Below are 14,017 nucleotides of genomic sequence, written 5' to 3'. Positions count from 1 at the left end.
AGCGCCATAGTGATCAATGAAACGGAGGATGCGAGCCGTGACCGACGCCCTGCACTATCTCGAGCTCACCGAACTCGCGGCACACCTCAAAGCGCGCCAACTGTCCTCGCTGGAGGTTACGCGCTCGCAGCTCGACCGCATCAACAACATTGACTCCGAACTCCGCAGCTACGTTCACGTGATGGCGGAAACGGCCATCTCAGAGGCGAAGGCTGCAGACGCGGAAATGGCGCAAGGCAAGTATCGGGGCCCGTTGCATGGCGTGCCGATTGCGCTGAAGGATCTGATCTGGACAAAGGATGTTCCGACGGCGGCCGGCACCGCACTTCATCGCAATTTCCGGCCTCCTGAAGACGCAACCGTCGTGCGCCGGCTCAAGGACGCGGGTGCCGTCGTGCTCGGCAAGCTGCAGCTTACCGAGGGCGCATATTCCGATCACCATCCATCGGTGACGCCGCCGAAAAATCCCTGGAATGCGGATTACTGGCCGGGCATTTCATCGAGCGGGGCGGCTGTCGCCACAGCCGCCGGACTTTGCTTTGGCTCGCTCGGCTCCGATACCGGGGGCTCGATCCGCTGGCCATGTGCCGCCAACGGACTGACCGGACTGAAGCCGAGCTGGGGCCGCGTCAGCCGCTACGGCACATTCGAGCTGGCTGCAACGCTCGACCACGTTGGACCGATCTGCCGCAGCGCGGCGGATGCCGGCGTGCTGCTGGGAGTGATCGCCGGACGCGACATGAAAGATCCGACCTCGTTGCTCGAGCCAGTAGCGGATTATCTTGCCGCAGCAGGACAGGACGTGCAGGGCCTCCGGATCGGCGTGGACGCCGCCTGGAACAGCGACGACGTGGACGTTGCGACGCGCCGCGTGTTGGCCGACGTCATGGATGTTTTCCGTGCGCTCGGCGCTGATTCCGTCGACATCCGATTTCCTGACGTCACCGACGCAATTGCCGACTGGGCGCCGAATTGTGCGGTGGAAGCCGCGAACGCGCACGAGGCGACCTATCCCGCCCGCAGGAACGAGTATGGCCCGGTGCTGGCCTCGGTGATCGAGGCTGGTCGCGCGCTCTCGGCACTCGACTATCAGAAGATTCTGCTGCGGCGTCTCGCGCTACGGGGCCGCGTGGCGGCGCTGTTCGAGACCATCGACCTCCTGCTGATCCCTGTCCACCCGTTCCCGCCGGTCACTCTCGCCATGATTCAGACGCTCGGCGAGCAGCCTGATCTGATCGCGAAACTGCAGCGCTACACCTGCGCGTTCGACATGACCGGTCATCCCACGATTACGCTGCCGGGCGGTGCATCGAGGGACGGACTGCCGATCGCGTTCCAGCTCGTCGCCGCCCATCTCGACGAGGCCACGCTGCTGCGCGCCGGCGCCGCGTTCCAGCGCGCAACGTCCTGGCATCGCCGCCATCCGTCCCTCACCTCTGGGAGGCAACAATGACTGCTCAATCGACACTGGCTCATCGGAGCATTTTCCACGGCTGGCTCGTTGTCGCCGGCGCATTCGCGGTCACACTGGTCGGCTTCGGCTCCGCTTACACGTTCAGTGCGTTCCTCGCACCACTCCAGCTTGAGTTCGGCGCCTCGCGCGGCTCGGTCTCGCTGGTATTCTCGCTCGCGGGCTTTCTCTATTTTGGCCTCGGCATCATCAGCGGCCCGCTCGCCGATCGCTTCGGTTCAGGCGTGCTGGCGGTGACCGGCATGCTGCTCACCGGGCTTGGGCTCGTTGCCGCCGGCTTTGCGCGCAATCTCGTCGAAGTCTATCTGGCTTATGGGCTTGGGGTCGGGATCGGGGTTGGATGCGCCTACGTACCTGCAATCGGCGCGGTGCAACGCTGGTTCGTGCGCCGGCGCGGCTTTGCCTCCGGCCTTGCGGTCAGCGGGATCGGGGTCGGTACGCTGGCGATGCCGCCACTCGCGACGCTCCTGATCGGGACGCTAGGCTGGCGCAGCGCCTACATTGTGCTTGGCCTGCTGGCGGCGGCCGTCGGCGCCAGTCTGGCGTCGCTCATCGAGAACGATCCACGCGGTCGCGGCCTGGGTCCCGACGGCGACCCGCCGCTGGCGGCAGGCTCCAACCGTCCGGACGGCGCGTCCGTCCCTGAAGCGGTGCGTTCGCGCAATTTCATCGCGCTCTATGTCGCCTGCCTGATCTGCGCGTTCGGCGTCTTCGTACCCTTCGTGCATCTCGTTCCTTATGCCGGCGACCACGGCGTGGCGCCCGCGGCCGCAGCGCTTTTGCTCGGCGTGATCGGCATCGGTAGCACCGCTGGTCGGTTTCTGCTCGGCGGACTTGCCGATCGCATGGGGCGAACCTCCGCGCTGCTATTGATGTTTGTCGGGATGGCGGCCGCACTCGCGATCTGGGCCGTGTCGACCCATGCCTGGCAACTCGCTGTGTTCGCCTTCGTCTACGGCGTGTTCTATGGCGGCTGGGTTGCGGTGCTGCCGGCTGTCGTGATGGATTATTTCGGCGGCCGCAACGTCAGCGGCATCATCGGCATCCTCTACACCAGCGTCGCCTTCGGCACGCTGATCGGCCCAAGCGCGGCCGGTTTCGCTTACGATCTCAATCACAGCTACACGCTGCCGATCCTGATCAGCGCGGCGACGAACATCATCGCGGCGCTGATCGTGGTGACGACATTGACGCGAAGCGAAAAGCGCTCCGTCAGCGCAGCGACGTGCTGATCGAGCCGAATTTCAGCTTCAGCGTCGAGCCGAGGTTGTTGACGACGGCGATGATCGCAAGCGCGATGCCTGCGGCGATCAGCCCGCAACTTAGATGGTTAAGCCTTGGTTTATCATCGCAAAACCGGCAGGAATTGACCGGCATCGTGCAGAGCTCGCGGCAATTCCTGCACGCCTTGCATCCCGCGCACCGATTGCTTTTGTGTGTGATCGTTCATGTCGCGTTAACCGCACTTGCTAACGCCGCCTCCACATCGTTCCCGTAAACCAACGGATGTCTTGAGGATCCAGAATCGATCCTGGCGTGTATGCGGCAACGATCGACATGATGATGCAATACGGCAGTCGCCTTTTCGACCAGGCCTTCGTGCGCAGCGGCCCGATCCGCTGGCTGGTCGTGGGCGGCACGCTCCTGATCGCCGCGATCGCCGTCGGCGCCGTGTTGATGGCGCAGAATTTCCGCGAGCGCGCGCTGCGCAACTCCGGCCGCGAGCTGGAAAACACCGTGCTGATGCTGGCCCATCATTTCGATCAGCAATTGCAGGATTTCGCGGTCATCCAGAAGGATTTCGTCGACCACGTCCATGCGACCGGCATTGCCAGCCCTGACGACTATCGCAAGCGCCTTTCAGGCCAGGACATCCACCGGCTGCTGCGCTCGAAGATCGAGGCGCTGCCGTATATGGGCGGCGTCAACGTCATCGACGCCGACGGCAATGTGATCAACTCGTCAACGGCGTGGCCGGCCCCGAAGGTCAACGTCGCCGATCGCCCCTATTTCCGCACCTTCCGCTACGACCCCAACGCGCCCGACGTCCTGATCGAGCCGGTGCACAGCCGCATTTCCGGCGCCTGGACCATCTTGATCGTCCGCAGGATCCTGGGGCCGAACCGCGAATTCCTCGGCGTGGTCGGACGCGGCATCGAGCCGGCCAATTTCGAGAAGTTCTTCGAGACCGTCGTGCTCGGCGAGGGCGCGACGATCTCGATGCTGCACCGTGACGGCACGCTGCTCGCACGCTATCCGCATGCCAGCGAGTTGATGGGCCGGAATTTCAAAAATGGCCCGTTCGAGCATCAGCGGGTGTTCGGGCTCGACCATTTCGCCGGACGCTTCATGAGCCCGGTCGACGGCGAAGACCGGCTGATCTCCTCGCACGCCCTGCCCCACTTCCCGATCCTGATGATGGCGACCACGACGCGCGCTGCGGCGCTGACAGACTGGCGCGAGCAGATCGGCATCCTGATCTCGGTCGCGGCCTCTTCCGCGCTCGCCATCGCCGGCGTCCTGATCGCAATCGTGCGCAAGCTGCTGGAGCAGCACCGTCTCTCGCGGGAACGGCTGACGCTGGAAAAGCAGCGGCTGGACCGCGCCGTCAACAACATGACCCAGGGCCTTCTGCTGTTCGACGCTGAGCGGCGGCTGGTGATCTGCAACCAGCGCTACATCGAGATGTACGGCCTGTCGGCGGAGGTGGTGAAGCCCGGCGCCAGCTTCCACGACATCATCGCCCATCGCAAGACCACCGGCTCGTTCACCGGCGATATCGATCAGTATGTCGAGCGCGTGCTGCGCGACATCCATCTGCGCAATTCCATGGTGGTCGACACCTCCGACGGGCGCTCGATTCACATCCTCAACGAGCCGCTCACGGACGGCGGTTGGGTGGCGACGCACGAGGACGTCACCGAGCGCAGGCGCATCGAGGAGCGCATCACCCACCTCGCCCATTACGACGCGCTGACCGACCTGCCCAACCGCGCCATGTTCCACGAGCATCTGCGGCAGGAACTGGCATCCATCGCCGGCGGCGAAGAGATCGCGGTGCATTACATCGACATCGACGAGTTCAAGGGCGTCAACGACGCACTCGGTCACCTCGTCGGCGACGAGCTGCTGAAGTCGGTCGCAGCGAAGCTCAGCTTCTGCGCGGGGCCGACGGATTTCGTGGCCCGGCTCGGCGGCGACGAATTTGCCATCGTGCAGAGCGCGGTGACCTCCCTGGAGCAGATCAACGAGCTGGTCGCGCGGGTCTTCCAGGCCGTCCGCACGCCGTTCGACTGCATGGGCCATCATCTGACCACGGACGCCAGCATCGGCATCGCGCTGGCGCCGCGACACGGCGCCGCGCTGGACCAGATCCTGAAGAACGCGGACATGGCGATGTATGCCGCCAAGGCCGCCGGACGCCGCACCTATCGCTTCTTCGAGCCGGAGATGGACGCCAAGGTCCGCGAGCGGCGCCAGCTCGAGATCGACCTGCGCCACGCCATCGCACATGGCGGGCTCGAGGTCTATTACCAGCCCTGCCTCGCCCTGAAGGACGACCGCATCACCGGCTGCGAGGCACTGGTGCGCTGGCGTCATCCCGAGCGCGGCATGGTCTCGCCGGCCGAGTTCATCCCGATCGCCGAAGACACCGGCCTGATCAATGAGATCGGCGAATGGGTGCTGGCAACCGCCTGCCGGGACGCCGCGAACTGGCCCGACGACATCCGTCTCGCCGTCAACGTCTCGCCCGTGCAGTTCAAGAGCGGCACGCTGGCGCTGAAGATCATGGCGGCGCTGGCCGCCTCCAATCTGCCGGCGAGCCGGCTCGAGCTCGAGATCACCGAAGCCGTGCTGATCCGCGACGACGACACCGCGCTTGCGATCCTGCACCAGCTCCGCGCCATCGGCGTGCGCATCGCGCTCGACGATTTCGGCACGGGCTATTCCTCGCTGAGCTACCTGCACCGCTTCCCGTTCGACAAGATCAAGATCGACCGCTGCTTCGTCAACGACATCGCCGGCCCCGACGGCTCGGCCAGCATCGTCCAGGCCGTCGTCAGTCTCGCAGCTGCCCGGCGTATGACCACTACCGCCGAGGGCGTCGAGACCGAGGAGCAGCAGCGCCTGCTCCGCGCACTCGGCTGCTCCGAGATGCAGGGCTATCTGTTCAGCGCCGCAAAGCCGGCCGACAAGGTGCTGGAGCTGTTCGCGCTGCACCGCAGCCGCCTCGCCCAGCGCGAAGGCGACGAAAGGCGACGCCGCGAGGCGAGCTAGGTCTCCGGCCCCGGCTCGCGCTTGACGGTGACATCAAGCCAAAGTATTTCAGCACTTGCAGCCGCCGCGATGCGGCTGCCGTAGGCGTTACCGTCATCCAACGCGTCCTTTGTCGAGAGGATCCCGGCTGGGAGATCTCGATTCACGAGACGCCACGGTCATGCCCATCGCACCCCCTGTCTGCGGACGCTCCCTCATTCAAGACTTTGCTCCGGCGCGGCTCGACCGCGCCCGGATGTCGGCTGTCTGGTCGAGATGCTCGCCGCCGGGATTTCGCCGGTTGCCGTGGCCTCCAACTCCCCTGAGAGGCAATCATGAAGATGACTGGCAACACGATCCTCATCACCGGTGCGACCAGCGGCATCGGCCGCGCGCTGGCTGAAGCTTTCCACGACCACGGCAACCGCGTCATCGTCACCGGGCGACGGCGGGCCCTGCTCGATCAGATCACGGCTGAACGCCCTGAACTGATCGGCCTGCCGCTCGACCTCGACGATCCCTCGAGCCTGCCGCGCCTCGCGACCGAGGTGCGCCAACGCTTCCCCGAGCTCAACGTGCTGATCGCCAATGCCGGCATCTCGCGGCCGGAGGACATGGCTGCGGACGGCTGGGATGCGTCGGATGCGGAAGCGATCGTCGAGACCAACATTCTTGGCGTATTGCGCGTGACGGCCGCGTTCCTGCCGCTGCTGAAGGGACAGCCTAACGCCACGATCATCGCGACCAGCTCAAACCTTGCTTTCGTGCCGCGGGCCGACTTCCCGGCCTACTGCGCCAGCAAGGCGTTCCTGCATTCCTGGCTGCAGTCACTGCGGCACCAGCTTCGCAAGATTCCGGTCGAGGTGCTGGAGCTGGCGCCGCCCTACGTACAGACCGAACTGACAGGCACGCAGCAGGCCGGCGATGCGCGTGCGATGCCGCTGGCCGCCTACATTGCGGAGGTCATGCAATTGCTGGAGCTGCGCGTTCATCCCCGCGACGAAGTTCTGGTCGAGCGCGACCGCGCGCGCCGCTGGGCCGAGCGCGACGGCCGCTACGAGGCGACCTTCGCGGCCATGAACCCGAGCTGAGCCTGCGCCCAAAACGAAATCGCCCGGGAGCGGTGATCCACTCCCGGGCGATATCGGCGTCTCGAAGTCGTAAAGCCTTAGTTCGGCACCGCAGCCTTCGGCGCGGGCTTGGCGGCGACCGCATTCGCGGTGACGCCGTGCAGGAAGTCGTAAGCCGCGTGCAAGGCCTTGTCGTCCTTCTCTTCCGGCGGGACGTAGGACTGCGATCCGGTCTGCTCGGTGCCGTCGGCGGCCTGCAGATGGCCGCGCATCTGGGATTCCGCCATGGTGTCCACGCGGCCCTTCAGCTCGGGCGGGACGTCCTGCAGGATCTCGATGTCGGGCGCGATGCCCTGGGCCTGGATCGAGCGGCCCGACGGCGTGTAGTAGCGCGCGGTGGTCAGCGCCAGCGCGCCGTTGCCGGCGCCAAGCGGAATGATGGTCTGCACCGAGCCCTTGCCGAACGAGCGCGTGCCGATGATGGTGGCACGCTTGTGGTCATGCAGCGCGCCGGCCACGATCTCCGAGGCCGAAGCCGAACCGCCATTGACCAGAATCACCAGCGGCTTGCCCTTGGTGAGGTCGCCACCATGCGCGGTGAAGCGCTGGGTCTCTTCCGGATTGCGGCCGCGGGTCGAGACGACCTCGCCGCGCTGCAGGAACGCGCTCGACACCGATACGGCCTGGTCGAGCAGTCCGCCCGGATTGTTGCGCAGGTCCATCACGTAGCCGACGAGCTTCTCCTGCGGAATCTGCTTGGAGATCGACGCGATCGCCTTCTTCAGGCCGTCGGTGGTCTGCTCGTTGAACGAGGTGACGCGGATATAGCCGATGTCGCCGTTCTCGACGTGGAAGCGCACGGGGCGGACATGGATGATCTCGCGCTTGATCGCGACATCGAGCGGAGCATCGGCGCCCTTGCGCACGATGGTGAGCTTGGTCTGGGTATCGACCGGGCCCTTCATCTTGTTGACGGCCTGCTCGAGCGTCATGCCCTGCACCGCCTCGCCGTCGATCTTGCTGATGAGATCGCCGGACATGATACCGGCCTTGGAGGCCGGCGTCTCGTCGATCGGCGAGACGACCTTGACGAGGCCCTCCTCCATCGTGACCTCTATGCCGAGGCCGCCGAACTCGCCGGAGGTGGTCTCCTGCATCTCGGTCCAGGCCTTGTCGTTCATGTAGCGCGAATGGGGATCGAGCGAAGTCACCATGCCGGTGATCGCACCTTCGATCATCTTGGCATTGTCGGGCTTCTCGACGTAGCTCGCCTTCACGCGCTCGAAGACTTCTCCGAACAGGTTGAGCTGGGTATAGGCATCATCCGCGCCTGCCGCCGCCCTCGCCGCCCATAGTCCGCCTTGCGGGCCGGATACCAAAACGGTCAGACACACGCCTGTGAGCGCGCCCAGGGGGAACAGCAGGGATTTTCGCATGGATGATTTGGCCTTCTTGCTCGGGGCTCGGGAGCCGCCATGCAAATGGCGATCCAGCCGGTTGTTCACAATACCATTCAGGTTTCTTCAAGGCCGGGATGCCACGCCGGCCGGTACACCCGTAAAAATCTCTTCGTCCTGACCTAAACTTTTGGCAACGTTCGGAAACCGTCTCGCGCTGGGCGGGAATCGGCCGGTCCGTCCATGCCTCGCAGCTATGCGATTTTAGGATGGTTTTGGAGGGCCGGACGGGTTAGGCGATGAGACAAGGCTTCAAATTCTCGGGAGGACAACAATGAACGAAGCGCCCCGCATCCGGCCGGAACGGAACGTCGAACTCGGCGCCAGCAACGAGCTGTTCCAGAACCTGCACGAATTCATCCGGAAGGCGCGCGCCAACCTCAACCAGAATGCCTGGGACTACATCATCGGCGCCGCCGAGACCGAGACCACGATGCGCCGCAACCGCATGGCGCTGGACGAGATCGCGTTCCGGCCGCGCGTGTTGCGCGACGTGCGCACGGTCGACGGCTCCGTCGAGCAGTTCGGCCGCAAGATGCGGCTGCCGGTCGTGCTGGCCCCGGTCGGTGCGCTGGAGATTTTCGACCCGCACGGCGCAGCCAGCGTCGCGCGCGCGTGCGGCACCTTCGGTGCGGCGCACATGCTGAGCTCGGTGTCGGAGCCGGGCCTGGAGAAGACCGCCGAAGCCGCGCCCGATGCCTTGCGGCTCTACCAGCTCTACGTCCGCGGCGACGACGACTTCGTCGCCGATGTCGTCAGCCGGAGCGAGAAGAACGGCTACGCCGCCTTCTGCCTGACCGTCGACACCGCCCATTACAGCCGTCGCGAACGTGACATCGCCAAGCGTTATGTCCGCGAGAGCCGGCTGCGCGCCACCGGCGGCGATTACCAGAAGGGCCTGGAGTGGCGGACCGTGAAGATGGTCAAGGACAAGTTCAAGATCCCGCTGATCCTCAAGGGCATCGCCACCGCCGAGGATGCCCAGATCGCGGTCGATCACGGCGTCGAATGGATCTACGTCTCCAACCATGGCGGCCGCCAGCTCGATCACGGCCGCGGCGCCATGCATGTGCTCCCTGAAATCGTCGACGCCGTGAAGGGCCGGGCCAAGATCATGGTCGATGGCGGCTTCTGCCGCGGCACCGACATCGTCAAGGCGATCGCGGCGGGAGCCGACCTCGTCGGCATCGGCCGGCTGCAATGCTGGGCGCTGGCGGCGGCCGGCGAAGCCGGCGTGACGCGGATGCTGGAGCTGCTGGAGGACGAGGTGCTGCGCTGCCTCGGCCTGCTGGGGGCCACCTCCTTCGCCGGGGTCAACAAGTCCTGCCTGCATCCGGCCACCGCGACGAATGCGCCGAGCGTGTTCAGCGCGTTCCCGCTGTTCGATCACGAACCCTATCGATACTGAGTGAAAGGATACAGGTGACCCCGCTCTCTCCCGGCAGCGCGGATGCGCTTCTGTTCGATCTCGGGCGCGTCGTGCTCGATATCGATTTCTCCAAGGCAATCGCCTGCTGGGCGGGACATGCGGGGTGCGAGCCCGAAGCCGTCGTCGCGCGCTTTGTACGTGACAGCGAGGCCTACCGGCTGCATGAGGTCGGCAAGATCAGCGACGAGGATTATTTCCGGTCGCTGCGCGCATTGCTCGGCATCGAGATCTCCGATGCGCAGTTCCTGGAGGGATGGAACGCGATCTTCGCCGGCGAGATGCCTGACATCGCCGAGCTGTTGCCGCGCGCGGCCAAGCAAATGCCGCTCTACGCCTTCTCCAACACCAACCGGCCGCATGTCGACTATTTCTCGAAGGAATATGCCGGCCTGCTCGGCCATTTCCGCGAGCTGTACCTCTCGTCCAGCATAGGTCTGCGCAAGCCGGATGCGGAAGCCTTCGACCATGTCATCGCGGCGATGGGCGTGCCGGCAAACCGAATCGTGTTCTTCGATGACCTCGCCGAGAACATCGAGGGCGCCCGTGCCTGCGGTTTGACCGCGGTGCATGTGACCTCGCCCCAGGATGTCGGCAACGCGCTGAGGGCGCTGGGAATCTGACTGGCATTCCGCCATCGCGCCATCCGGTTCCCGGAACTCATTCCGCCGAAAATGAGGAACCAAATTACTTTGTGCATTTTTGTACGGAGTTCGGGGAACGAATGTCCCGTTCAGGACTCATGAGTCCGTTGGGAATTCTACATCGGACCTATCGTCGTGTTGGGCAAAACCTACCTCACCAAGCAGGCCTCCCTGCTGATGAAATTCGCCAGAACCACTTCGGATTCTGACCTCTCCGCAAAGTTGATCAGCAAGGCCGCCGACCTGAAAGCCCAGGCCGACCCGATGCCCGACAAGGATCAGGGGCCGATTGCGCCGGACGTCAGTCCGGGCAAACAGCCGGAGACCTGACCGATGCTGGCCGTGGCTCTCGTCTTTCTCGTCCTCGCCATGGCCACCCTCGTGCCGGTCTGTCTCGCCTTCCGGATCATGCCGCGGCGGACGTGATGCTGCCTCTCATCGCCAAGCGCATGACGCAGGATAAATCATCCCGCGCGGCCACCCGTTTTGCCTCTGTGCCTGCACTCGGCTAGAACTCTCGCCGCCGATTTGCCCGAACGGGCGCAGCTGGAGTTTTCACCGTGGCCCTGATGCCGGTTTCTGACGCGCTCGCCGCGGTGCTTGCCGGCGCAGAGCCGCTGCCCGAAGAATCGGTCGCTCTCGACCAAGCCTTTCACCGCGTGCTCGCCCGCGACGTCGCGGCGCAGCGGACCCAGCCGCCGCAGGCGATGTCGGCGATGGACGGCTATGCGGTACGCGCGGCGGACGCAGCGAAGGTCGATGCCCAGCTCACCGTGATCGGCGAGGTCGCGGCGGGCCGGCCATTCGCCGGAACGGTCGGTGCCGGCCAAGCCGTGCGGATCTTCACCGGCGGCGTCGTGCCTGACGGCGCCGACGCGGTCGTGATCCAGGAGGACACGGTCGCAGACGGCAAGCGCATCACGATCAAGGAAGCCGCGGTGACGGGACGGCACATCCGCCCCGCCGGCGTCGACTTCTCGGAAGGCGACGTGCTGCTGCGCAAGGGAGCCCGGCTCACCGAGCGCGACCTCGCCCTCGCCGCCGGGATGAACCACCCGCTTCTGCCCGTCCGTCGCCGCCCGAAGGTTGCGGTCCTCGCCACCGGCGATGAGCTGGTGATGCCGGGCACGACGCCCGGCCCCGGCCAGATCGTCTATTCCAACGGCTACGCCCTGCACGCGCTCGCCCGCAGCGAGGGCGCCGACACCATCGACCTCGGCGTCGCCGCCGACACGCTTGCCGCCACCACCGCCGGTATCCGCCGCGCCCGCGAGAGCGGCGCCGATATCCTCATCACCACCGGCGGTGCTTCGGTCGGCGACCACGACCTGGTGCAGCAGGCGCTGCGGGACGAAGGCATCTCGATGGCGTTCTGGAAGATCGCGATGCGGCCGGGCAAGCCGATGATGAACGGACAACTCGGGGCGATGCGCGTGATCGGCCTGCCCGGCAATCCCGTGTCATCCTACGTTTGCGGTTTCCTGTTTCTGGTGCCGCTGATTCGCGCGCTGGCAGGCCAGCAGGTGATTCATCATCGCCGCGAACGCGCCGTGCTCGGCCGCGCCGTCGGCGCCAATGACCAGCGCGAGGATTATCTGCGCGCGCGCCTCGATATGCGCGACGACGGCACGCTCGTTGCCAATCCGGTCAACCACCAGGACTCCTCGCTGCTTGCGAATCTCGCTGCGGCACAGGCACTTCTCGTGCGCGCACCATTCGCACCGAAGGCCGAGGCCGGTGCGCCTTGCGAGGTGCTGCGACTGCCCGTCTGACCGCTTCGTTCGCACGCGTTCCGCGAACTTTGTCGCGTTCACGGTAAATTAAGCAGTTGCGGAACATGTATCGAACATATAGTGTCCGTTCATGATTTGTTTCGAGCATGTAGCGGCTTATCGCTGAATTCAGCGTCTCGGAATCGAACGACATCAACCGGGGGATTTTGGTCGAGATGTTAACGCGCAAACAATACGAGCTCCTGCGGTTCATCAGCGAGCGGCTGAAGGAAAGCGGCGTGCCGCCCTCCTTCGATGAGATGAAGGACGCGCTCGACCTGCGCTCGAAGTCGGGCATCCATCGCCTGATCACCGCGCTCGAGGAGCGCGGCTTCATCCGCCGCCTGCCCAACCGCGCCCGCGCCATCGAGGTGATCAAGCTGCCCGAGCTGCAGGCCGCCGCCGGCAACCGCCGCGGCTTCACGCCCAGCGTCATCGAGGGCAATCTCGGCAAGGTGCGCACCACCTCAAGCCCGCCCGCCGACGAGGGCGAGCGTCCCGTCGCCGTGCCGGTGATGGGTCGGATCGCGGCCGGCACGCCGATCGAGGCGTTGCAGACCCGCAGCCACACCATCAGCGTTCCGCCCGACATGCTCGGCTCGGGCGAGCACTACGCGCTCGAAGTGCGCGGCGATTCCATGGTGGAAGCCGGCATCCTCGACGGCGACATGGCGCTGATCCAGCGCAACGAGAGCGCCGACACCGGCGACATCGTGGTGGCCCTGATCGACGACGAAGAGGCAACCCTGAAGCGCTTCCGCCGCCGGGGCGCCTCGATCGCGCTCGAGCCCGCCAACGCCGCCTATGAGGTCCGCATCCTGCCGCCCAACCGGGTCAAGATTCAGGGCAAGCTGATCGGGCTTTACCGGAAGTACTGAACACGTCCGCGCGGCGCCCTCTGGCGACCGCGCCTTAAACGATGGAGCGGATGATTGTCCGCTCCGGCTGGATAGTCTTTCTGGTTTTGCGCAGATTATCCCGCCACCTCTCCAGCGCTAGATCCTCGGCACGCCGCACGAAGCCCGCATCGCTTCGTAAGGCCTTTGACAGACCGAGGAGACAACCATGCGCAAGATCGTCTTGAGCACAATCATGATGGCGCTGATCGCAGAATCCGCGTCGCAAGCCATCGCCGCAGAGCCGCACCATGCCCGCAAGGCAACACCGGCAGCGGCGAGCGAACAATTCCGCAATGCACGCAACGCCGTCGCGCAGCCGTCACAACCGGTCTGGCCATACTCCGGCTGGTCGGCACCTGCAGGCCGCTGACGGATAAGGCCGCTAAATGCACGGGAGCGGACTTTGTTCCTCCAGTATTTGAAAAAGATATTGTGATGGCGGCCCGCGGATCCAAGCCGCAGATTTGCCCACAACCAAGCAGAACCTGATGGGCTTCCACTCTGATAGAGGCCTGCGCCTCCGAAACAGAGGCGCGGGTTGCTATCTTCGAATGAGGAGCAACACGATGTGTGACTACAGCCTGCACGCCGTCGCGACGCGTCCCGCAGAAGTCGGCGAGACGATCGTCACGACAACCTTCCGCGGCACCTCGACGCGCGGCTTCGCTTCCGAAGCGGACATGTCCGTCGCCGTATGTCTGCTGCCGGGAACGGAGCTCGCTTTCGCCGACAACGTCCGTTACGACAATCGCTGGATCTGGACACGCACGATCAATTCGCGCGTCGGCAAGTTCGGCAAGGTCGATCCGCACATTCCCGATCGTCATCACGACGCGATCGAATTTGCCGACGGCAAATACGTGTTGGTGACACAGCTCGTCGAAGGCCAGCGCGCAACCGTGCTGCAACTGCCCGTGACCCAGCCGCTCGGCGAGCGCGAGCAGACGCCGCAAATCGTTGCCGACAGGCCGACGATCACGCGTCTGCCGATCGGCTGATCGGAGCGATCCCCGGCTCGCAG

13 protein-coding genes are annotated in these 14,017 nt (G+C 65.1%); 11 read left to right on the top strand and 2 right to left on the bottom strand.

The genetic code is table 11. The features are described 5' to 3' along the window. The first annotated feature begins 28 nt into the window (after positions 1-28). The gene (locus RAD16_RS37200; RefSeq protein WP_458162836.1) at positions 29-1,453 is read left to right on the top strand and encodes an amidase; all 1,425 of its coding nucleotides are present in this window, start codon (positions 29-31) and stop codon (positions 1,451-1,453) included. Next, on the top strand, positions 1,450-2,703 hold the full coding sequence (locus tag RAD16_RS37195; protein WP_458162835.1) for an MFS transporter: 1,254 nt from the start codon (positions 1,450-1,452) through the stop codon (positions 2,701-2,703). The genes RAD16_RS37200 and RAD16_RS37195 overlap by 4 nt, the downstream gene beginning before the upstream one ends. Here RAD16_RS37195 and RAD16_RS37190 read toward each other — a convergent pair. Beyond that, positions 2,684-2,848 (bottom strand): Flp family type IVb pilin, encoded by a 165-nt coding sequence (locus tag RAD16_RS37190; RefSeq protein WP_458162834.1) that lies wholly within the window; start codon positions 2,846-2,848, stop codon positions 2,684-2,686. The genes RAD16_RS37195 and RAD16_RS37190 overlap by 20 nt on opposite strands. Positions 2,849-3,028: 180 nt before the next feature. On the opposite strand from RAD16_RS37190, the gene RAD16_RS37185 reads away from it, so the two are divergent. Both RAD16_RS37185 and RAD16_RS37180 read left to right on the top strand, forming a co-directional pair. Beyond that, positions 3,029-5,749: a bifunctional diguanylate cyclase/phosphodiesterase gene (locus RAD16_RS37185; protein WP_458162888.1), complete on the top strand. Its 2,721-nt coding sequence runs from the start codon at positions 3,029-3,031 to the stop codon at positions 5,747-5,749. Positions 5,750-6,063: 314 nt separating this feature from the next. Then, positions 6,064-6,819, top strand: coding sequence for an SDR family oxidoreductase (locus RAD16_RS37180; RefSeq protein WP_458162833.1), 756 nt, complete (start codon positions 6,064-6,066; stop codon positions 6,817-6,819). Positions 6,820-6,896: 77 nt separating this feature from the next. Here RAD16_RS37180 and RAD16_RS37175 read toward each other — a convergent pair whose 3' ends face one another. Then, the gene (locus RAD16_RS37175) at positions 6,897-8,234 is read right to left on the bottom strand and encodes a S41 family peptidase (RefSeq protein ID WP_458162832.1); all 1,338 of its coding nucleotides are present in this window, start codon (positions 8,232-8,234) and stop codon (positions 6,897-6,899) included. A 295-nt stretch (positions 8,235-8,529) separates the two neighbouring features. Here RAD16_RS37175 and RAD16_RS37170 point away from each other — a divergent pair, with 295 nt between their 5' ends. The 7 genes from RAD16_RS37170 to RAD16_RS37140 all read left to right on the top strand — a co-directional run bounded on the left by RAD16_RS37170 (position 8,530) and on the right by RAD16_RS37140 (position 13,994). Then, positions 8,530-9,663 carry an alpha-hydroxy acid oxidase gene (locus tag RAD16_RS37170; protein ID WP_458162831.1) on the top strand — a complete coding sequence of 378 codons (1,134 nt, stop codon included), beginning with the start codon at positions 8,530-8,532 and terminating at the stop codon, positions 9,661-9,663. An 8-nt stretch (positions 9,664-9,671) separates the two neighbouring features. Continuing rightward, a complete protein-coding gene (locus RAD16_RS37165) occupies positions 9,672-10,304 on the top strand; it encodes an HAD family hydrolase (protein WP_458162887.1) in 633 nt (210 codons plus the stop codon). Positions 10,305-10,460: 156 nt separating this feature from the next. Further along, entirely contained in the window at positions 10,461-10,655 is a 195-nt protein-coding gene (locus RAD16_RS37160) for a hypothetical protein (RefSeq protein WP_458162830.1), read from the top strand. A 230-nt stretch (positions 10,656-10,885) separates the two neighbouring features. After that, positions 10,886-12,097, top strand: a complete 1,212-nt coding sequence (locus tag RAD16_RS37155) for a molybdopterin molybdotransferase MoeA (RefSeq protein WP_458162829.1) — start codon at positions 10,886-10,888, stop codon at positions 12,095-12,097. 176 nt (positions 12,098-12,273) lie between these two features. After that, positions 12,274-12,975 (top strand): transcriptional repressor LexA, encoded by a 702-nt coding sequence (lexA, locus tag RAD16_RS37150; RefSeq protein WP_027559402.1) that lies wholly within the window; start codon positions 12,274-12,276, stop codon positions 12,973-12,975. A gap of 187 nt (positions 12,976-13,162) precedes the next feature. Continuing rightward, positions 13,163-13,366, top strand: a complete 204-nt coding sequence (locus tag RAD16_RS37145) for a hypothetical protein (RefSeq protein ID WP_458162828.1) — start codon at positions 13,163-13,165, stop codon at positions 13,364-13,366. A gap of 196 nt (positions 13,367-13,562) precedes the next feature. After that, complete coding sequence (locus RAD16_RS37140; RefSeq protein ID WP_458162827.1) at positions 13,563-13,994, top strand: hypothetical protein; 432 nt, start codon at positions 13,563-13,565, stop codon at positions 13,992-13,994. The last annotated feature ends 23 nt before the right edge of the window (positions 13,995-14,017 follow it).

It is taken from the genome of Bradyrhizobium sp. 18BD (genome assembly GCF_054185225.1).
The sequence above is the reverse complement of the archived record's forward strand: the minus strand, read 5'-3'. Positions and strand labels throughout refer to the sequence as shown.

Excerpts from the sequence above, each read along its gene's own strand:
- RAD16_RS37200 (WP_458162836.1), top strand. The coding sequence starts at position 29 with ATGCGAGCCGTGACCGACGCCCTGCACTATCTCGAGCTCACCGAACTC.
- RAD16_RS37195 (WP_458162835.1), top strand. The coding sequence starts at position 1,450 with ATGACTGCTCAATCGACACTGGCTCATCGGAGCATTTTCCACGGCTGG.
- RAD16_RS37190 (WP_458162834.1), bottom strand. The coding sequence starts at position 2,848 with ATGCCGGTCAATTCCTGCCGGTTTTGCGATGATAAACCAAGGCTTAAC.
- RAD16_RS37185 (WP_458162888.1), top strand. The coding sequence starts at position 3,029 with ATGATGATGCAATACGGCAGTCGCCTTTTCGACCAGGCCTTCGTGCGC.
- RAD16_RS37180 (WP_458162833.1), top strand. The coding sequence starts at position 6,064 with ATGAAGATGACTGGCAACACGATCCTCATCACCGGTGCGACCAGCGGC.
- RAD16_RS37175 (WP_458162832.1), bottom strand. The coding sequence starts at position 8,234 with ATGCGAAAATCCCTGCTGTTCCCCCTGGGCGCGCTCACAGGCGTGTGT.
- RAD16_RS37170 (WP_458162831.1), top strand. The coding sequence starts at position 8,530 with ATGAACGAAGCGCCCCGCATCCGGCCGGAACGGAACGTCGAACTCGGC.
- lexA (WP_027559402.1), top strand. The coding sequence starts at position 12,274 with ATGTTAACGCGCAAACAATACGAGCTCCTGCGGTTCATCAGCGAGCGG.
- RAD16_RS37145 (WP_458162828.1), top strand. The coding sequence starts at position 13,163 with ATGCGCAAGATCGTCTTGAGCACAATCATGATGGCGCTGATCGCAGAA.
- RAD16_RS37140 (WP_458162827.1), top strand. The coding sequence starts at position 13,563 with ATGTGTGACTACAGCCTGCACGCCGTCGCGACGCGTCCCGCAGAAGTC.